Annotated in this window: 19 protein-coding genes; 8 read left to right on the top strand and 11 right to left on the bottom strand. The window is 65.7% G+C overall.

From position 1 onward, the window contains the following. Positions 1 to 51 precede the first annotated feature (51 nt). Positions 52 to 777 carry an alpha/beta fold hydrolase gene (locus tag JGU72_RS10390; protein ID WP_199683815.1) on the top strand — a complete coding sequence of 242 codons (726 nt, stop codon included), beginning with the start codon at positions 52 to 54 and terminating at the stop codon, positions 775 to 777. A 9-nt stretch (positions 778 to 786) separates the two neighbouring features. Here the strand turns inward: JGU72_RS10390 and JGU72_RS10385 are convergent, their stop codons facing one another. Both JGU72_RS10385 and dut read right to left on the bottom strand, forming a co-directional pair. Further along, positions 787 to 1,548, bottom strand: a complete 762-nt coding sequence (locus JGU72_RS10385) for a DUF3710 domain-containing protein (protein WP_199683814.1) — start codon at positions 1,546 to 1,548, stop codon at positions 787 to 789. A gap of 2 nt (positions 1,549 to 1,550) precedes the next feature. Further along, the gene (gene dut / locus JGU72_RS10380) at positions 1,551 to 2,054 is read right to left on the bottom strand and encodes a dUTP diphosphatase (protein ID WP_199683813.1); all 504 of its coding nucleotides are present in this window, start codon (positions 2,052 to 2,054) and stop codon (positions 1,551 to 1,553) included. Positions 2,055 to 2,099: 45 nt separating this feature from the next. Here dut and JGU72_RS10375 point away from each other — a divergent pair, with 45 nt between their 5' ends. Next, the gene (locus JGU72_RS10375) at positions 2,100 to 2,627 is read left to right on the top strand and encodes a DUF3093 domain-containing protein (protein ID WP_199683812.1); all 528 of its coding nucleotides are present in this window, start codon (positions 2,100 to 2,102) and stop codon (positions 2,625 to 2,627) included. A gap of 3 nt (positions 2,628 to 2,630) precedes the next feature. Here the strand turns inward: JGU72_RS10375 and JGU72_RS10370 are convergent, their stop codons facing one another. After that, a complete protein-coding gene (locus tag JGU72_RS10370) occupies positions 2,631 to 2,933 on the bottom strand; it encodes a DUF4193 domain-containing protein (RefSeq protein WP_199683810.1) in 303 nt (100 codons plus the stop codon). A 471-nt stretch (positions 2,934 to 3,404) separates the two neighbouring features. Here JGU72_RS10370 and cei point away from each other — a divergent pair, with 471 nt between their 5' ends. Further along, positions 3,405 to 4,091, top strand: coding sequence for an envelope integrity protein Cei (cei, locus tag JGU72_RS10365; protein WP_199683809.1), 687 nt, complete (start codon positions 3,405 to 3,407; stop codon positions 4,089 to 4,091). A 797-nt stretch (positions 4,092 to 4,888) separates the two neighbouring features. Here the strand turns inward: cei and JGU72_RS10360 are convergent. Continuing rightward, positions 4,889 to 5,773: an inositol monophosphatase family protein gene (locus JGU72_RS10360; RefSeq protein ID WP_307828382.1), complete on the bottom strand. Its 885-nt coding sequence runs from the start codon at positions 5,771 to 5,773 to the stop codon at positions 4,889 to 4,891. Positions 5,774 to 5,842: 69 nt separating this feature from the next. On the opposite strand from JGU72_RS10360, the gene ppgK reads away from it, so the two are divergent. Together ppgK and JGU72_RS10350 are read left to right on the top strand one after the other, a co-directional pair. Next, a complete protein-coding gene (ppgK, locus tag JGU72_RS10355) occupies positions 5,843 to 6,595 on the top strand; it encodes a polyphosphate--glucose phosphotransferase (protein ID WP_199683808.1) in 753 nt (250 codons plus the stop codon). A 121-nt stretch (positions 6,596 to 6,716) separates the two neighbouring features. Continuing rightward, a complete protein-coding gene (locus JGU72_RS10350; RefSeq protein ID WP_307828381.1) occupies positions 6,717 to 8,057 on the top strand; it encodes an RNA polymerase sigma factor in 1,341 nt (446 codons plus the stop codon). Positions 8,058 to 8,105: 48 nt separating this feature from the next. Here JGU72_RS10350 and JGU72_RS10345 read toward each other — a convergent pair whose 3' ends face one another. Genes JGU72_RS10345 through JGU72_RS10330 form a run of 4 tightly spaced genes read right to left on the bottom strand, consistent with a single transcriptional unit; the run spans position 8,106 to position 11,131 of the window. Further along, entirely contained in the window at positions 8,106 to 8,966 is an 861-nt protein-coding gene (locus JGU72_RS10345) for an LLM class F420-dependent oxidoreductase (RefSeq protein ID WP_199683807.1), read from the bottom strand. Positions 8,967 to 8,996: 30 nt separating this feature from the next. Beyond that, positions 8,997 to 10,205 carry a cation:proton antiporter gene (locus JGU72_RS10340; protein ID WP_199683806.1) on the bottom strand — a complete coding sequence of 403 codons (1,209 nt, stop codon included), beginning with the start codon at positions 10,203 to 10,205 and terminating at the stop codon, positions 8,997 to 8,999. Between the two features lie 56 nt (positions 10,206 to 10,261). Further along, entirely contained in the window at positions 10,262 to 10,744 is a 483-nt protein-coding gene (locus JGU72_RS10335) for a cation:proton antiporter regulatory subunit (RefSeq protein ID WP_199683805.1), read from the bottom strand. Between the two features lie 45 nt (positions 10,745 to 10,789). Beyond that, positions 10,790 to 11,131 carry a DUF952 domain-containing protein gene (locus JGU72_RS10330; protein WP_199683804.1) on the bottom strand — a complete coding sequence of 114 codons (342 nt, stop codon included), beginning with the start codon at positions 11,129 to 11,131 and terminating at the stop codon, positions 10,790 to 10,792. Positions 11,132 to 11,339: 208 nt separating this feature from the next. Between JGU72_RS10330 and JGU72_RS10325 the strand changes: the two genes are divergently transcribed. Continuing rightward, entirely contained in the window at positions 11,340 to 11,534 is a 195-nt protein-coding gene (locus JGU72_RS10325; RefSeq protein WP_199683803.1) for a DUF7455 domain-containing protein, read from the top strand. A gap of 113 nt (positions 11,535 to 11,647) precedes the next feature. Here the strand turns inward: JGU72_RS10325 and JGU72_RS10320 are convergent, their stop codons facing one another. Together JGU72_RS10320 and JGU72_RS10315 are read right to left on the bottom strand one after the other, a co-directional pair. After that, a complete protein-coding gene (locus JGU72_RS10320; RefSeq protein ID WP_199683801.1) occupies positions 11,648 to 14,308 on the bottom strand; it encodes a heterodisulfide reductase-related iron-sulfur binding cluster in 2,661 nt (886 codons plus the stop codon). A gap of 337 nt (positions 14,309 to 14,645) precedes the next feature. Continuing rightward, positions 14,646 to 16,406: a DEAD/DEAH box helicase gene (locus JGU72_RS10315; RefSeq protein WP_374101112.1), complete on the bottom strand. Its 1,761-nt coding sequence runs from the start codon at positions 16,404 to 16,406 to the stop codon at positions 14,646 to 14,648. Positions 16,407 to 16,692: 286 nt separating this feature from the next. Here JGU72_RS10315 and JGU72_RS10310 point away from each other — a divergent pair, with 286 nt between their 5' ends. After that, positions 16,693 to 17,790 carry a YihY/virulence factor BrkB family protein gene (locus JGU72_RS10310; protein ID WP_233532138.1) on the top strand — a complete coding sequence of 366 codons (1,098 nt, stop codon included), beginning with the start codon at positions 16,693 to 16,695 and terminating at the stop codon, positions 17,788 to 17,790. Here the strand turns inward: JGU72_RS10310 and JGU72_RS10305 are convergent. Further along, positions 17,763 to 17,999: a DUF3039 domain-containing protein gene (locus JGU72_RS10305; protein ID WP_199683797.1), complete on the bottom strand. Its 237-nt coding sequence runs from the start codon at positions 17,997 to 17,999 to the stop codon at positions 17,763 to 17,765. The two genes, JGU72_RS10310 and JGU72_RS10305, sit on opposite strands and share 28 nt — an antisense overlap. A gap of 66 nt (positions 18,000 to 18,065) precedes the next feature. On the opposite strand from JGU72_RS10305, the gene JGU72_RS10300 reads away from it, so the two are divergent. Beyond that, positions 18,066 to 18,455 (top strand): DUF3099 domain-containing protein, encoded by a 390-nt coding sequence (locus JGU72_RS10300; protein WP_199683795.1) that lies wholly within the window; start codon positions 18,066 to 18,068, stop codon positions 18,453 to 18,455. Positions 18,456 to 18,460 lie beyond the last annotated feature (5 nt).

Genomic DNA, 18,460 nt, shown 5'->3' with positions numbered 1-18,460 from the left:
GTTCAACCACTCGGCTGCAACGCCGTCGCAAACGGCAGGCATGATCGATCGATGCAATCGAGTGAGTACCCCGTTGTCGCGGTAGTCATGCCTGGTACAGGCTCCGACGCGGACTTCGTCGGCCGTGCGTTCGGCGCACCGCTGCGCGCCCGCGGACTGGACGTCATCACGGTGGAACCCGACCCGCGCAGGGTCGTCGCGAGCTACCTGGAAGCGCTGGACGCGGCCGCCGCACAATTCGGGCCGATCGTCGCCGGCGGGGTGTCACTCGGTGCCGCGGTGGCGTTGAACTGGGCATACGAGCACAGCTCGAACGTCGCCGCCGTGCTCGCAGCACTGCCACCGTGGACCGCCGCCGCCCCCGATGCACCCGCCGCGATCAGTGCCCGCCTCACGGCTCACCAGCTGCGCTCAGAGGGCCTGGAAGCAGTTACAGCGGCCATGCGTGCGGGCAGCCCGGACTGGCTCGGCGCCGAGCTCGCACGGTCGTGGCGGTCGCAATGGCCCGACCTCCCGAACGCGCTCGAGGAGGCGGCGGCGTACGTCGCACCGACCGTCTCGCGGATGGAAGAAATCGGAGTTCCTGTGGGCATCGCCACAGCAACCGACGATCTCGTTCACCCCACAGCGGTCGCCGAGGAGTGGGCGAGCCACCTTCGAATCGCCGGAATCGGCCATACGACGCTGGACGACATCGCCCTCGACGCGACCGCACTCGGTCGAGCGGCCCTAGCGGGGCTGGATTCGACGGGCTATCGGCTCGGAATCGGCTCCTGAGCGAGCCTGCTACTTACGCAGCTGCTGCATCGCCGAGCCGTCGGCGCCACGTCGTGGCGGACGCGGCGGCGGCGGCGCCTGCTGCGGCGCTACGGGCGTGTTGGAAGCCGCTTGGGCGGCCTGTTGGGCCGCGAGCTGCTGCTGATGCGCTGCAGCGAGTTGCTCGGCGAGTTGCTTGGGCAGCTGCACCGGCAACGCAGTCCGGACCGGGTACGGATCGGTCCCCCGCCGGACTACCGTCTGCCGCAAAATATCGCGGGCAGCAGTGACGAGCGGGGATCCGTCGTCAGCCGATCCCTTCGGTCCGGCTGCGACGAGTCTGACCATCCAGCGGTAGCCGTCGACACCGATGAACCGCATGTCTGCCTGCGGGGTGGACGTGACGAGTTCACGGCCCCACGGGCCGGTCTCGATCGTCGCGGAGTTGTTGTCGCCCTTGAGCGACGTGGTGAGGTCGCCGACGACGTCGCGCCACTGACCGGGCGACTTGGGAGCAGCGTAGGCCGCAACGGTCACCCGACCGTGCTCGGTCACGAGGTGGACGCCCGCGGGCTTGCCGTCCGGGCCCATCTCGACCTGCAACTGACCGCCGGCGGGCACCGGCACGATCACCGAGCCCAAATCGAGGCGCTCCTTGGCGATCTCGTCGAGCTGCTCGCTGACGTCCTCATAGTCGTACGGGCCGTCTTCGACGGGTTCGTCGTGCCCGGCAGCGACGACGTCGGTGGCCGACTCGTCTGCACCCTTGTGACGCTTGCGTCGTCCGAACATCGCTACGCCCCTTTTCCTGGCACCACTACCGCACCGTCGACCAGACTGGCATGCCCGCCGCTGGACCCGTATCCGCCTGCGCCGCGGCTCGTTTCGTCGAGCGAAGTGACCTCCACGAAGTCGACGAGCTCGACTCGCTGAACCACCAGCTGGGCAATCCGGTCACCACGGCGCAGCACGATCGGGGTGCGCAGGTCATGGTTGATCAAGCACACCTTGATTTCGCCGCGGTAGCCGGCGTCGATCGTTCCCGGTGTATTCACCACGGACAGACCGGATTTCGCAGCAAGACCGGACCGCGGATGGATGAGTCCGACAGTGCCGATCGGCAGCGCGATCGCAAGCCCCGTCCCGACGAGGACCCGCTCACCCGGCTCGATGGTGACATCCTGCGTCGAGCACAGGTCGACACCCGCATCGCCGTCGTGGGCACGCCGGGGAATGGTGGCATCAGGATCGAGTCGCACCAAGGCGATCGCTGGAAGACTGGGAGAAAGACCGCTCACGTGGTCTGAGCCTACGCGCCCGAGTGCGGTCGTTACGCTTGACTCGTGTCAGAAGAATCGCTCGACTCCGCCAACGTTGCGCCAGGCAAGCCTGCACCGCTCTATTCGGAGCGGCTCTGGGTGCCTTTGTGGTGGTGGCCGATCGCCCTCGGGCTGGCCGGATTGCTTGCGGCGGAGATCCATATGGGCGTTTCCGGAATCCGCGCCTGGCTGCCGTATCTGGTGATCATGCCGCTGCCGGTGTGGTTCCTCGTCTGGCTGAGCCGACTGACAGTCACGGTGACTCCGGGCGCCGACGGCGGGTCCGAACTCGGTGTCGGGCGAGCCCATCTGCCCGCGAGCGTGGTATCGCGCGCGGCGCCGGTACCCGCGAGCGCGAAAAGCGCGGCGCTTGGACGTCAGCTGGACCCCGCAGCGTTCGTCCAGCACCGGCCATGGGTCAAACAAATGGCGTTGCTCGTCCTGGACGACGCGGACGACCCAACGCCCTACTGGTTGATAAGCACGCGAAAACCAGCGCAGCTACTCGCTGCGCTGGGCCTGCATGCGGCGACGGAACAACGGCCGGACTGACCGCTATGCGGCGCAGTCCGTGCAGATCAGCTGTCCGCCCGAGTTGCTCGCGAGCCGACTGCGGTGATGGACCAGGAAACAGCTCGAACAGGTGAACTCGTCGGCCTGCTTCGGAATCACGCGCACGGACAGCTCTTCACCCGACAAGTCAGCGCCGGGAAGTTCGAACGACTCCGCCGTGTCGGACTCGTCGATATCCACAACCGCAGATTGCGCTTCGTTCCGCCGCGCCTTCAGCTCCTCGAGCGAATCCTCCGAAACGTCGTCGGATTCCGTACGCCGTGGTGCGTCGTAGTCGGTTGCCATGTCTCTTCCCCTCGTCCTAATTCGTATAGCCCGGCCCGCGAGGCGGTCTCGAACTCCATTGCCCGAAAACCCTCGTAAGACCGCCGGTGGTGCACAGGTGCCCTGCCAGTTGTCCAACGCTTTCCGCACACTGGAAGTGCCCGGAAACCGCGCCCGGGAAACGGACTCCCGAGCTTGCTTGCTCGACCGACTCGCGAAACGGGTCCGCTGATCGACCGGGGCTGCCAGACAATAGCGGAAAACGAGCCAGGATTGATGGATCAATCCCTAATCGAGTCGAAACTGTCCGACAATCGTCATCAACACACAAGGTCTTCGAGACATTCCACACAACCCCAACCGTCCAATCGGCGCGCTGCGCCACGTAGCGGCACAGTGTCGTCGCGGCGCTGTAGGTTGGGTCCGCAGATATTGTGCAGCGCGGCGCCGAGCCTTGCGCACGGACCCCGCTGGGCCACGAAAGGAACGCCTGTGGTTTCACTGATCACCGACGGCAGCTCGACCGACGCAGACGGCAGGCCGTTCGCGCGGCGGCGCAAACTTCCGTGGCTGGTGCTTGTCGCGGTGGTTGCGCTGCTGGGCATCTTCGTCTGGGCGCAGGCGCTGACGAAGGACGAGACCAGCACCGCACCGATGTCGTGCAACAGCCCGCGACTTCCCGCATCCGCGGCTGCCGGGAACCCCACTCCCCCGACTCTGGGTAAGCGGGTCGGCTACGCGACGCTGGTCGACGTCGAACCGGCGGCCCTGTGGGCCACGAAGGTCCGAGTCTTCAACGCCAACGGCGAAACCGGCCAGGCCGCGCACGTCGCGTCCCAACTCAACGAATACGGCTTCGCCAGCGCGCCCGACGTGCAGGTCGGCAACGACCCGATCTACGTCGACGGCAACATGGAATGCACAGGTCAGATCCGCTTCGGCGCCAACGGCAGGGCCGCCGCGGCGTCCTTGCAACTGGTCGTGCCCTGCGCCGAACTGATCGAGGACCAGCGCCAGGACGACATCATCGACCTCGCGCTGGGCAACAACTTCAACAAAATCGCCCCCAACTCGGACGCCGAAGAAGTTCTCCGCGCCCTCAAAGATCCGCCGGTAGGTACCGCACCTGCACCCCAGGACGTCAAACTCCTCGCCGCCGCCCGCACGGCCAAGTGCTGACGGAGTCGCGCGGGTAGGTTCGCTGCACCCGTCGCCCGCCAGGCTGTGGTTGTGGCGTCCACTCGGGCGTTGCTCAGGTAACCGCCTGCTCGGCGGGTCGGGCCCGGGCGCACGGGCGTGTCGAGGGGGCCACGCCGATCCCCCGGCCCACCAGGCTGTTGTTGTGGCGTCCACTCGCCCACGCACCCCGGCCCACCAGGCTGTTGTTGCGGCGTCCACTCGGGCGTTGATCAGGTAACCGCCTGCTCGGCGCGTCGATCCCGGACGCCCAAACGTGTCGAGTGGGCCAATGCGGCGGCCAACCAGCCCGTCGCCCGCCAGAGGCGCCCGCTCGCCCAGAAACCCCGGCGTGTCGCCCGCGCCACGCCGATCCCCCGGCCCACCAGGCTGTTGTTGCGGCGCCCACTCGGGCGTTGATCAGGTAACCGCCTGCTCGGCCGGGCTACGTCTGCCCGCACGGAGTGTCGCGGGCGTGTCGCCCTGCCCGGCATGCCGAGTGGGCCAATGCGGCGGCCAACCAGCCCGTCGCCCGCCACAGGCGCCCGCTCGCCCAGAAACCCCGGCGTGTCGCCCGCGCCACGCCGGTCCCCGGGCCCACCAGGCTGTTGTTGTGGCGTCCGCTCGGGCGTTGCTCCGGTAACCGCCTGCTCGGCGCGTCGATCCCGGACGCACCGGCGTGTCGATTGGGCCAATGCGGCGGTCAACCAGCCCGTCGCCCGCCACAGGCGCCCACTCGCCCGCGCACCCCGGCGTGTCGCCCGCGCCACGCCGAACTGAGAGCTACCGTCCGCGAGGATTCAGTCAGGAATCGCGTCGTAGGCCCCGATGTCGCGGAGAAGCGCGGTCAACTCCGCTGCGATGCCGGGGGCGCTGGCGACGGTGACCTCGCCGGCTTTGCTTGTGCTGTCCGGCCCAGGAATATGAACGACGGCACCCGCCTCGGCGGCGATCAGAGCTCCCGCCGCCCAATCCCACGGGCTGAGGCCGTGTTCGTAGTGCGCGTCGACGACGCCGGCGGCAACCATGCACAGGTCGAGCGCGGCGGAGCCTATCCGTCGGATGTCGCGGATGCGCGGCAGCAATTCGCCGATCAGGCGGCCCTGCTCGACCCGCCGTCCCGCTCCGTAGGCGAATCCCGTCGCCACCAGGGCCATCGACACGGATTCGATGGGCGTGCAGCGCAATTGCGCCGTTGTGCCGTCGGCGTCGATGCGCGTCGCCCCATGTCCGAGCTCGGCGCAGTAGGTCACGCCGCGCGCGACGTCGACGACAGCTCCGGCGACCGACTTGCCGTCGACCTGCGCAGCCACCGAAACGGCATAAGCCGGGACGCCGTAGAGGAAGTTGACCGTGCCATCGATCGGATCGACGACCCACCGCACGCCGTCGACCGACCCCGTCGGCCCGCCCTCCTCGCCCAGAAATGCGTCACCCGGCCGTAGTTCGGCGATTCGTCGCCTGATCAGCGCTTCGGACTCGGTGTCGACGATCGTGACAGGGTCGGTAGGAGTCGACTTCGCCGCGACCGCATCGTCGGCGGCGACGCGCTCGGCACCATGCCCGCCGAACACCTCCGACCGGCGGTTACGGACAAACGCCGCTGCTTCCTGCGCGACCTCTACGGCAACCGTGAACAGCTGGTGGCTAGCAGGAAAACTCGTCGATTGCTCGGAAGACGGCACTCGACAATGGCATCACACATCACACTTGCTGCAAACTTGGATCGAAGCGACCAATGACGGGATGCGCGCATGGCTGAGCAGGGTTTCGGGATCGACGTCGGCGGCAGCGGAATCAAGGGCGCATCGGTCGATCTGACGACCGGTGCGCTCACCAGCGAGATCATCACGATTCCGACCCCACAACCGGCGACCCCCGCAGCGGTCGCGCGCACCGCGGCGGACCTCGTCGCCCAGGCCGGCTGGACCGGTCCGGTCGGTGTGACGCTGCCCCTCGTCGTGACTGCCGGAATCGCGCGCACCGCCGCGAATGTGGACAGCTCCTGGATCGGCTCCGACACGCACGCGGTCTTCGGTGCGGCGCTCGGTGGCAGCGCGGTGACCGTGCTCAACGACGCCGACGCGGCCGGCCTGGCGGAAGACAAATTCGGCGCAGGAAGCGACGTAGACGGCGTCGTGGTTCTGCTGACCTTCGGGACGGGCATCGGGTCCGCAATCCTGTTCCACGGCCAACTCCTGCCGAACACCGAGTTCGGGCACATGCAGGTCGACGGGATGGAGGCAGAGCACCGCGCCGCAGCGTCGGTGCGAACGAAACAACAACTGTCGTACAAGGATTGGGCCGCCGAAGTCAGCCGCGTCCTGATTGCGATCGAGAATCTCCTGTGGCCGGACCTCTTCGTCGCGGGCGGCGGGATCAGCGCCGACGCGGACCAATGGCTGCATCTGCTGACCAACCGGACGCCGGTTGTACCGGCAAAATTGCGCAACACCGCCGGCATTGTCGGCGCGGCAATGGCAGCTGAGACGGGGATCAGGCCGTAGCTTCGCATATAGGTCGTTACAATGGTGAGTGCCCGGCATTTGGCCGGTGAAACCCGACAGACCTCTCCGCCGGAAAAACCTCTGGCGTGACGCCGCACGAGACCGTCACGAAAGGGCGTACGTGGTAGCCGCGAATACCCGTCAGACCGCCGATTCATCGACTCCCGAGGAGACCGCCACCGGAGCCGTTGCCGCGGCGCCACGGCGCCCCGCGAAGAAGGTGGCTGCGAAGAAGGCTCCCGCAAAGAAGGCGCCGGCGAAGAAGGCTCCAGCGAAGGCAGCTGACCCCAACGCACCGGCGAGCGGTGAAGCCCCCGAGGACGTCGATCCCGAGGCCCTCGAAGACATCAGTGACCTCGAGGTTCCCGAGGCCGACCTCGTTGCCGAAGATGTGGTCGAAGTTGTCGCCGTAGGTACAGATGCCGAAGAAGACGGCGCTGTCGACGAACCGGCGGCCGGCGACAAGTCCGCCGGTGACTTCGTCTGGGACGAGGAAGAGTCCGAGGCGCTGCGCCAGGCGCGCAAAGATGCCGAGCTCACTGCGTCCGCCGACTCCGTCCGCGCATACCTCAAGCAGATCGGCAAGGTCGCACTCCTCAACGCCGAAGAGGAGGTCGAACTCGCAAAGCGCATCGAGGCCGGGCTGTACGCGACCGAGAAGTTGCGCGAGCTCGCCGAAAAGGGCGAGAAGCTCACCCCGGTCCAGCGTCGCGACTTCACGTGGATCTGCCGCGATGGCAACCGTGCGAAGAATCACCTGCTGGAGGCGAACCTCCGTCTCGTCGTGTCGCTCGCCAAGCGCTACACGGGTCGTGGAATGGCATTCCTGGACCTCATCCAGGAAGGCAACCTCGGTCTGATTCGCGCGGTCGAGAAGTTCGACTACACCAAGGGCTACAAGTTCTCGACGTACGCGACGTGGTGGATCCGCCAGGCGATCACTCGCGCCATGGCCGACCAGGCGCGCACGATCCGTATTCCGGTCCACATGGTCGAGGTCATCAACAAGCTCGGCCGCATCCAGCGCGAACTGCTCCAGGACCTGGGCCGTGAGCCCACTCCCGAAGAGCTCGCGAAGGAAATGGACATCACGCCCGAGAAGGTGCTGGAGATCCAGCAGTACGCGCGTGAGCCGATCTCGCTCGATCAGACGATCGGCGACGAGGGCGACAGCCAGCTCGGTGACTTCATCGAAGATTCCGAAGCAGTCGTCGCCGTCGACGCGGTCTCGTTCACACTGCTGCAGGATCAACTGCAGTCGGTGCTCGAGACGTTGTCCGAGCGCGAAGCGGGCGTAGTGCGCCTGCGCTTCGGCCTCACAGACGGCCAGCCACGCACCCTCGACGAGATCGGGCAGGTGTACGGGGTCACCCGCGAGCGCATCCGCCAGATCGAATCGAAGACGATGTCGAAGTTGCGACACCCGTCGCGCTCGCAGGTCTTGCGCGACTACCTGGACTAGAAGCTCACTCGAAACCCGCTGGGATCCCACCCGGCGGGTTTCGTCGTTCTACGATTGCAAATCGAGAGCCTCGGCTACGGACGCGAGGAAGTCGACATGGGCGTCGACGGAGTCGAAGCCTCGACCGAGTGTCGCGACCGAAACATGCGTTCCTCCCGCCGCACGCCACGCCTCGATTTGTTCAATCACGTCGTTGCCCGGACGTATGACGTATTCGCCGCCGAAATCGTCGACCTGCCTTCCGAGGCCGCGCACGCGCTCTCGAAGCTGCGACCATCTGTCGACGACGTGATCGATGTCACCGCGTAAGAAGATGAATCCGTCCGCGAGCCGTGCCGCCCGGTCGTACGCGGCCACACCGCTACCGCCGAGCCAAATCGGTATGCGCCGCAACGGCTTCGGTATCAGCGCGGCCCTGTCGATTCGGTCGAAACGTCCGGAGAAGTCGACGACGGACTCGGTGAAAAGCTGTCGCAACAGCCCGATCTGTTCCTCCTGCCTCGCGCCGCGGGTGTGAAAGTCCTGGCCCAGCGCTTCGAATTCCACGCAACTCCAGCCGACTCCCACCCCGAGACGCAGCCGTCCACCCGACAGCAAATCGACGTCGGCGGCTTGGCGTGCGACGAGTGCCGTCTGCCGTTGCGGCAAGATCAGGACGCCCGTCGCGAACTTGATGCGCTTGGTGACGCCCGCGAGATAAGCGAACAGCACGAGTGGGTCGTGGAACGGGTCCCGCTCCGTGTACGGACCGGTCAGCGGCGGCTGTCGATCCGCGTGTTCCGCGCCCACGACATGGTCGTACGCAAGCAGGTAGTCGAAGCCGAGTTCCTCGACCGCTCTGCCGATCCGGCCGACGGCCGCCGGATCGCCACCGAGTTCGTACTGCGGATATACGACGCCGATCTGCATGACACCAGCCTGCCACGTCGCGTATCGGGATCAGGGTGTGAAGAACGGGTCCCTGCCGGCGTCTTCGGGATCGGGCCGTGGCCGTTGCAGGAGTTCGACGATCGGTTCGACGAAACGCGCGACAGTAGGACCCACGACGGCCATGAGCAGCACGTACGCGGTCGCCAACGCGGCCAGTTCGGCTTCGACCGCGTTCTGCGCGACCGCGAGACCGGCGATGACGATCGAGAACTCGCCGCGCGCCACCAAGGCCGCGCCCGCACGCGCGCGACCCATCCGCGCCACTCCGTGGCGGCTCGCGGCCCACCATCCGGTGGCGATCTTCGATGCCGTCGTCACGATCGCCAGCACGATGGCCCAGGTCAGGACGGGCGGAATGCTCGCTGGATCCGTCGTGAGACCGAAAACCACGAAAAACATGGCGGCAAAGAGATCGCGGAGCGGTTCGAGCAACTTGGCGGCATTGTTCGCCGTCGATCCAGATATCGCGATTCCCAGCATGAACGCGCCGACCGCCGCAGAGACCTGCAGTCCCTGGGCAATTCCCGCAACGAGCAACGCCGAGCCGAGCAGCTTCAGCAAGAAGACCTCACGGTCGGCGCTGTCGACGAGCCATGACACGAAGTGGCCGTACTTGAGCGAGATCACGAGGACACATGTGATGACGAACAACGCGATCGCGAGCGCCTTGAAGCCACCGAACCACCCGACACCTGCCACGATCGCCGTGAGAATGGGCAGATAGAGGGCCATCGCGAGGTCCTCGAACACAAGGATCGACAGGACGACGGGAGTCTCGCGGTTACCGAGCCGCCCGAGATCGGTCAGGACCTTGGCTGCAATCCCGGACGACGAGATGTACGTGATCCCCGCGAGTACCAGCGCACCCGTCGGACCCCACCCGAGCAACAGTGCCAGCAGTGCACCCGGCGTGGCGTTGAGAGCGATGTCGAGGAGCCCCGCCTGCCACGAACGCCGCAACCCGGTCACGAGCTCGGGCGCGGTGTACTCGAGCCCGAGAAGCAACAACAGCAGAACGACACCGATCTCGGCAGCGAGATGGGCAAACTCCCCCGCCTCACCCAGCGGCACGAACCCGCCGTGGCCGAATGCCAAGCCGCCCAGCAGGTAGAGCGGAATCGGCGACATCCCGAATCGGCCGGCAACTCGGCCCAGTACGCCGAGTGCGAAGAACACTGCACCCAGCTCGATCAGCGCCAGGGCGGTCTCGTCAACCATCGCTCACGTGCCGCCCGCGACCAGGTAATCGATGCGACGGTAGGCAGTCACGGCCGTCAACCGTGGTGCAGAATCTTGGCGGCGGCGTCGAGACCCTCCGAGGTCCCGACCACGACGAGGACGTCACCGGTAGTGAACGTGAAATCCGGGCCCGGGGAGGGATGTACCTGACCCGCACGCATGACGGCGACGATCGACACCTTGGTGCGTGTGCGCATCGCGGTGTCTCCGAGCGTTCGGCCGTCGTAGGGCGAACTATCGGAGATCGGAAGTTGCCTCGTGTTGATTCCCGGCAGATCGCGATGTTCCTCGTTCAGCTGCGCGACCAGTTGCGGGGCACCCAGCAGGTTCCCCAGGACGGCCGCTTCCTCGTTCGACAGCGGAACCTGGGCGGCGCACGCGTCGGGGTCGTCACGCTTCGAAACGATGAGGTCTGTGGTGCCGTCACGGTGCGTGACGACTCCGATCCGGCGACCCGTCGCCAATTCGAAGTCTTTTCGGACCCCGATCCCCGGCAGTGGGGTTACTTCAACGTTCACCTTTTCGAGCGTAGTCCGCAGTCGCGATCTCGCGGCGGAATCGAATCAGGCGAAACGGTCGGGCGGAAGAGGGGCGAAACGACCAGTCGAGTCCGGCCGGTAATCGACGACGTCGGTCACCGCCGAGACCGGCAGCGGACCGTACAGGTGCGGGAACAACATCGAGTCGGGATCGGTCGGAACCCCGGGCTCCCACTCGATGCGAGCGGTAAGCCGACCGGGATCGACGAACAGCAACAGCAGATCCTCCCGACCCGGGAACAATCGGTTCGCGGGCAGGTGCACCTGGTCCGGTCGAGACAGGTGGACGAACCCGTCCAGAGTCAGCGAAGGCGGGCGTAGTTCGCCTGCCGATCGGGCGCGGTGCCATTCGTCGGCGAAACACATGTGGACCAGAGTGTGAACGTTGATGGACAGGGGTAATCCTCCTCACAGCGGACGAAAACACCGTGTTTCGTGTTAGTGACAACACAATGAATCGCCCACGGGAACAATGAACGCTTGCCAAACGTCTGACACAGTAGTTCCACCGCACACCGATGCGGAGGACAAGGCCCAGGCGCTCGGCGCGAGCCGAAGCTAGGACGGAGGAGTCATGCCAGCAACTCTGACAAGCACCCCGCTCACCGCGGCGGACCGGTGTGATCGCTGCGGCGCAGCGGCTCGCGTACGGGCAGTGTTGAGCTCGGGTAGTGAATTGCTTTTCTGCCAGCACCACGCGAACGCGTACGAGGACAGGCTTCGTGAGATCGAGGCAACCCTCGACTCGCAGCCGCTCCCGGTGAACTGAAACCCCCGTCCCTTCCGACATTCGACAGCGGGCGTCCCCAACGGGGCGCCCGCTGTCGTCTCCCTCGCCGAAGACCGAAAGTGCGGCGTCGGTGCGCCCGACGAGGATCGCAGCTATTTGCGGCCGGGGGCCTTCGCACCGGGCGCCAACGCGAGCCCCTTCGGCTTGGTGCTCGGCGTCGGCGGCACGCTGGCAGGGCGCACGTTCGCAGCCGAAGGCTTACCGGACTGCTTGCTCCCCGGCGCCTTGCCGAGGCCCTTCATAGGCAGGCCCTTCGTAGCCGATTGGTCGCTGACCGGCTCGGCCGGCGTCGCCTGTACGCCTGGTGCCTTCGTGCCCGGCGCCTTGGCCTTGTTTTTGATCTGCAGACCCTTACCGGAGGGCACCACCGTGTGACCTTGCTGGCCGACAGGTGCATCCGCCGACCGGGCCTTCGCACCCGGAGCTTTTGCCAGGCCCTTCATCTGCAGACCCTTGACCGCGGGCTGTGTCGTCGGCGCAGCAGGTGCCGACCCGGGCGCCTTGGCACCCGGAGCTTTCGCCAGACCCTTCATCTGCAGACCCTTGCCGGCGGCAGCGGGAGCTGCCACGGTCACGGGCTCGGGCTCGGCGACGGGCGTCTCAGCGACAACTTCGACCGGCGTGCTCCGCGGCTTCTGCACGACCTTGACGTTCGCCGACAATTGCACCGGATCCAGCCTGGTGATCGCACCGAGCATCATCTGTGCGACGTCGACGACCTCGACATCGTTGCCCTGCCCATCTTCCTGACGGGTTGTGACACCGTCGGCAAGCATCACCTTGCAGAACGGGCAGCCGGTCGCGATCTTCGACGTGGCGGTCGCGAGTGCCTCGTCGACCCGCTCGACGTTGATGCGCTTGCCCAGTGTTTCTTCCATCCACATCCGGGCACCGCCGGCGCCACAGCACATGGACCGGTCGGCGTGCCGGGGCATCTCGACCAACTTGGCGCCGGTCGCTTCCATCAGCTCGCGCGGTGCGTCGTAGACCTTGTTGTGCCGGCCGAGGTAGCAGGGATCGTGGTAAGTAACGTCAGTCGTCGTCGATGCGACCGGGATCAGCTTCTTCTGCCGGACGAGGCGGTTGAGCAACTGCGTGTGGTGCACGACCTCGTAATCGCCACCGACCTGCGGGTATTCGTTGCTCAGCGTGTTGAAGCAGTGCGCACAGGTGACCACGATCTTGCGCTTCTCGACGCCGTCGAACACCGAGTTCAGTGTCTCGATGTTCTGCTGTGCGAGCTGCTGGAACAGGAACTCGTTGCCTGCGCGGCGTGCGGAGTCACCGGTGCAGGTCTCGCCCGCGCCGAGAACCATGAACTTCACGCCCGCCGTTGCGAGCAGCTCTGCGACGGCCTTCGTGGTCTTCTTCGCGCGGTCTTCGTAAGCGCCGGCACAGCCGACCCAGAACAGGTACTCGTAGTCGTCGAAGGTTTCGGCGTCCTGGCCGTAGACAGGGATGTCGAAGTCGACTTCGGAGATCCAGTTGAGGCGATCCTTGGCGTTCTGCCCCCAGGGGTTGCCCTTGTTTTCGAGGTTCTTGAACAGTCCGGTCAACTCGGAGGGGAACTCGGACTGCATCATCACCTGGTAGCGGCGCATGTCGATGATGTGGTCGACATGCTCGATGTCGACGGGGCACTGCTCGACGCATGCGCCACAGCTCGTGCAGCTCCACAGCACGTCCGGATCGATGACACCGCCTTCGCCGACCAGAGGCACCTCGGGCGCGTCCTTACCCGCAAGCAGGTAGGGCGCCTTCTCGTAGGTGTGGTCGCGCAAAGCCATGATCAGCAACTTCGGCGACAGCGGCTTGCCGGTGTTCCACGCGGGACACTGCGATTGGCAGCGGCCACACTCGGTGCACGTTGTGAAGTCGAGCAGGCCCTTCCAGCTGAAGTCCTCGATCTTGCCCACGCCGAGCAAGTCGTCATCGGCGGGGTCTTCCATGTCGACGAGTTTGCCGCGCGACATCAGCGGCTTGGCCGCACCGAGCGCGACGCTCCCGTCGTCTTTGCGCTTGAAGTAGATGTTGGGAAACGCCGAGAACCGGTGCCATGCGACGCCCCAGGTGATCTTGCGGCCGACCAGCGCCAACCAGATCATCCCCGACATGAGCTTGACGAACGCGAACACCGAGACCATCACAACGCTCGACGGCAGCAGTTTGGCGATCTGCATCGTGAAGAAGTCGGTCCACGGATTGCTGTGGCCGTAGGTGGCAATCTTTCCGGCCTTGACCATGATCATGCCGAGTCCCTCGACGAGCACGACGTACTCGACGAAGTACGCGCGACCGAGGTTGGAGCCGCGGAATCGAGACGGCTTCGACTGCCTGCGCGGATGGTTGAGCTGCCGGATCACGATCAACGTGAGGATGCCGACCACCGTTCCGATGCCGAGGATCTCGTCCCACAGGTGATACACCGCCAGGTTGCCGATGATCGGCCAGTGAAACTCCGGATTGAACGTCTGCCCGTACGCCTCGAACCACAGCATCGAGCCGCCGAGGAAGCCGACCATCACGAACCAGTGCGCGATACCGACGGTCCGCAGTTTGACCATCCGGGTGTGCGCGGCGAACTCGACGATCATCGTCTTCACACGCGGGAGGAACGGACGCAATCGAGTCCAGTCGGCCTGGCCGAGGAAGACCGTGCGCACCATTCTGCTGGCGCCGGACAAGAAACTTGCCCAGCACACGAGGCTGAGGACCACGCCGATCGTGCCCAACGTCATCGTCAGGGCATTCATGTCAGGCCTTTCGTTTGGCGGCACTCAGTGCCATTCAGTGCCACTCCGATTGGTCTGAACATAATCGCGAACGAGGTTACTGACCGGTAACTTAGGGTGTTAGCTTCGTCATAGTTTTGGTTACCCATCGGTAACTTAATCGCTGACCTGCACTGATATGTGCTGTCGACATTGCGCTGACGGACTGTGCAGCCTCGGAGGCAGCCGATCGGGCCCGTGCCAACCGGGACATCGGGCTGGTGCTCGGCCATGGAATTTCGCGACGCCGAGTCAGTCCGGCGCAGCCTTCTACCGGAGGTGGTCTATCGCAGGGCAGGTTTGTCGCCCGCTGCTGCGACTACCAGCGGCGCAGCGTTGCGATGCGCTCGGTCAGCTGGTCTGCGGACGCGATCGCCGTCGGTGGACCACCGCACTCGCGGCGCAGATCACCGTGAATGACGCCGTGGGGCTTGCCGGTCCGGTGGTGGTGCATCGCGACGAGCCCGTTCAACTCCCGGCGGAGCGCGGCCAGATTCTGCGCCGACGCCACACGTTCGGCGGCATTGTCCCGGTTCGGCTGCTCACGGTTCTGCACTGTCTCCGCACCCGCTGCTTGCCGACCGTTCAGCTGCTGGTCCTGTCGCTGCCGGAGCAGCACTCGCATCTGCGCGGCATCGAGCAAGCCCGGAAGCCCGAGGTAGTCCGCCTCTTCGTCACTGCCCGAAAAAGTCGCTGTACCGAACGACGAACCGTCGAAGATCACCTGATCGAGTTCGGCGTCGGCGCCGAGCGAGGTGAAGGCCTTCTCTTCCTCGCCGGGCTCGTCCTTCTGCTTGTTCGCATCCGCGATCAGGTCGTCGTCGAAACCTTCCTTCACCCGATGCGGCTTGCCGAGCACATGGTCGCGCTGCGCTTCCAGCTGCGCCGCCAAGTCGAGCAGCACCGGGACCGACGGCAGGAACACGCTCGCGGTCTCCCCCGGCCTCCGGGACCGCACGAACCGCCCGATGGCCTGCGCGAAGTACAGCGGCGTCGAGGCACTCGTCGCGTACACGCCGACGGCCAGTCGTGGCACGTCGACGCCTTCGGACACCATGCGCACGGCGACCATCCAGCGATGTTCGCTTTTGCTGAACTCGTCGATCCGGCTGGACGAGCCTGGATCGTCGGACAGGACGAGCGTCGGCCGCGTTCCTGTGAGCGCTTCGAGCAGTTCCGCGTATGCACGCGCAGCTGTCTGGTCCGACGCGATCACGAGACCGCCGGCGTCGGACATGCCTGCGGCACGAAGCTGGCCGAGCCTCGTGTCGGCCGCAGACAGGACGGCGGGAATCCAGTCGCCCGCCGGGTCGAGGGCCGTACGCCAGGCACGAGCCGTCTGTTCGGCGCTGAGCGGTTCGCCGAGCCGTGCGGTGAATTCTTCACCCGCACTGTCACGCCAGCGGGCCTCACCGGAGTACGCGAGGAACACGACCGGTCGCACTACCCCGTCGGCGAGCGCGTCCGCGTACCCGTAGGTGTGGTCCGACTTCGAGCGCTGAAAACCTGCCGCGTCGGGTTCGTAGACGACGAACGGAATCGCACTGTCGTCACTTCTGAACGGCGTACCGGTGAGAGCGAGCCTGCGGGTCGCGCTGTCGAACGCCTCCCGGATCCCCTCGCCCCAGCTCTTCGCGTCACCGCCGTGGTGGATTTCGTCGAGGATCACCAGCGTGCGGCGATTCTCGGTCCGGACCCGATGGCGTGTTGGATGCGCGGCGATCTGCGCATACGTGACGACGACACCGTGGAAGTCCGACGACGTCTGGCCCGTCGAGTTGGAGAACCGCGAATCCAGCGCGATGCCGACGCGGGCCGCAGCCTGTGCCCACTGATGCTTGAGGTGCTCGGTCGGCGCGACGACAGTTACCTGGTCGACGGTTCGGTCGGCGAGCAACTCGGCCGCAACCCTGAGTGCAAAGGTCGTCTTTCCGGCTCCCGGCGTCGCGACGGCGAGAAAATCGCGGGGCTTGGCGCTCAGGTACTTCGTCAACGCCCGGCGCTGCCATGCACGCAGCGGAGCCGAGGGAACCGGCTGGCTGGGCACGACCGCAACGTCGATGCGCTCAGCGCTTGTCAAGGGCACACTGCGCACGTTTGCGGTGGCTCCCTTCGCTTGCGGCAGTTCGGTCTTCGCGGATGCCGATCGAGCTTAGCGGTGATCTCCGACGCCGCTCGCCACGAACGCCTACGCTTCGCACGACACGACACGATCGCCAGCAAGCGGGCGCTCGGGCCGATTGTCAGGAATGCTGGGAATCGATATGAGCGAATCGACGGCTGACCAGCCCACAGATGGTGATCGGGAGCAGACTCCCGATCCCTCGGCGTCTGGTACGCCCGTTCCCGAAAACACTCTCGCCCGTATGTCGGCGCCTCGGCGCGTCTGGGAAGTGATTTGGCGCACAGCGACACGCGCCTGGGACGACTCGATCTTTGCCAAGTCGGCGTCCGCCGCCTTCTGGCAAACTCTGTCGCTGCCCCCACTGCTGCTTGCACTGCTCGGAAGTATCGGCTACGTCGGAGGCTGGTTCGGACCCAACACCGACGACATCATCCACGAGAAGATCATCAGCTTCAGCCGCCGCACGTTCAGCCCGAATGTCGTCGACCAGATCATCGAGCCAACCGTCGTAGACGTCCTCATGAAGGGCCGCGGCGGCATCGTGTCGGTCGGCTTCATATTGACCCTCTGGGCAGGTTCGTCGGCGATGGCGACCTTCGTGGACTCTATCGTCGAAGCCCACGGACAAAAGGATTCCCGCAACCCCGTCTGGCAGCGAATCTTCGCGCTGCTGCTCTACATCCAGTTCCTGGTTGCATCGGTGCTGATCATGCCGCTCGTCGCGCTCGGTCCGACGCTGATCGCACAGGCGCTCCCGCCCGAGTGGGTCGATGTGGGAACACGCATGCTCGACCTCTTCTACTATCCCGGGGTCGGCCTGCTGTTGATCGTGGGTCTCACGACGCTCTACAAGCTGGCGCTGCACAAAACCCTGCCGTGGCATCGACTGCTCGGCGGTGCGCTGCTTGCGGGCGCGTTCTTCATGGGGGCCAGCGCCGCCCTACGCAGGTACCTGAACTGGGCTGCTGAGTCCGGTGTGAGTTACGGCGCGCTCGCAACTCCGATCGCGTTCCTGCTCTTCACGTTCTTCCTCGGCTTCGCGATCATCCTGGGTGCCGAGTTCAACGCCACGATTCAAGAGTTCTGGCCAGCGCGCGCCACTCGAATCGAACAGATGAAGGAGTGGCTCGCGAATCAGGCCGGTGAGAACGGCATCGACATCGGCGAGGTGACCAATCGCGCCAAGCAACTGGCGACCGGTCCGATCAGGATCGCGACGGACCGCGTCCGGGGGCCGGCGCGCAACGATTCCGGCGACTCGTCCGCAGACAGCCCGGATCAGATCACCGAACCGTTGGTAAAGCCGGCGAATCACTCGCCCTTGCGCAACCCCTCGTAGATCTTCTTGCAGTCAGGGCAGACCGGCGATCCGGGCTTCGCAGATTTGGTCACCGGGAAAACTTCGCCGCACAGAGCGACGACGTGGGTGCCCATCACCGCACTCTCGGCGATCTTGTTCTTCTTGACGTAGTGGAAGAACTTGGGAGTGTCGTCTCCGGTCGAGGTGTCGGTGGTTTCTTCCGGCCGGACCTTGGTATCGGTGCTCACGGCTTCAATAATGCCGCACATGCTGGGAGGTTCGCATTCGGCGGCGCAGAGTGCGACAGTGGAGACATGGCAGTCGGAGGGTACGACGGCTCGGCGGACATCGGTTCGGCGAGGCATCCCGCGGTAATCACCGGAGCGGCGGAGTCCTTCGAAGATCAACATCGGGCACGAGTGCGCCGGTACACGATCATCATGGCTTTCCGGATCCCGGCGCTCGTGCTCGCGGCCATCGCGTACAGCACGTTCGGCAACCCGTGGATCGCGATTGCGATCATCGCCGCGTCCATTCCCCTCCCCTGGGTCGCCGTCCTCGTCGCTAACGACAGTCCCCCGCGCAAGAAGGGCGAACCGCGCCTCTACGCGGCGCGCACACCTGACGCCGCACTCCCGCACGAGCGAGCGGCCATCGAGGCCGATCCCCACCCGATCATCGACGGCTCGATCGCCGACCGCTGAGGTCG

This window comes from Antrihabitans auranticaus (genome assembly GCF_016481275.1).
Classification (GTDB): Bacteria; Actinomycetota; Actinomycetes; order Mycobacteriales; family Mycobacteriaceae; genus Antrihabitans.
This window is presented reverse-complemented; position numbering and strand designations above follow the sequence as displayed.